This is a genomic window from Serratia sp. ASV30, from assembly GCF_016428815.1.
Classification (GTDB): domain Bacteria; phylum Pseudomonadota; class Gammaproteobacteria; order Enterobacterales; family Enterobacteriaceae; genus Chania; species Chania fonticola_C.
Genome location: NZ_JAELTL010000209.1, coordinates 1 through 422, shown reverse-complemented (window position 1 = coordinate 422; position 422 = coordinate 1). Strand labels below are relative to the sequence as shown.

Sequence of the window (422 nt, the reverse complement as noted above, 5' to 3'; positions counted from 1 at the left end):
CCATCACATGAGTTTTCTGGATTTGCAAAAGTAAAAGTTGAGAACATGCTAATATTTAGCATGGCCATACTAATAATTAATTTCTTCATGCATTTATCCTTTAAATAATGAAAACCCCTTAAATAAAAGGGGTAAGTAATTGTTAACCGAAGAAAAAATCCCAGGCTTTCTTTAGTGTTTCCACAACGACTTTTTTAGCAGCTTTCGCCAAAGCGGCTATAGGCTTGGGGATAGGAGCCATATCTATGATTTCATCGATAACCCGATCTACGGTGTCGCCGAAACCGTTTGTTGCATCTTCGATTACTTTTTCTGTTTTGTGCTCCTTTTTTACCTGTGCTGTAAAAGGGCTTTTTGCTTGCTTTGGGAGAGCCCTCACCATCTCCTCAACCAGATGAGTGACGTTATAGCCTTCACTGGCC

At 39.8% G+C, this 422-nt stretch carries 1 pseudogene; it reads right to left on the bottom strand.

Annotated features, from left to right (window positions below):
* Positions 1-142 precede the first annotated feature (142 nt).
* Positions 143-422: pseudogene (locus tag JHD74_RS26120) on the bottom strand (ferrous iron transporter B); the annotation flags it as partial.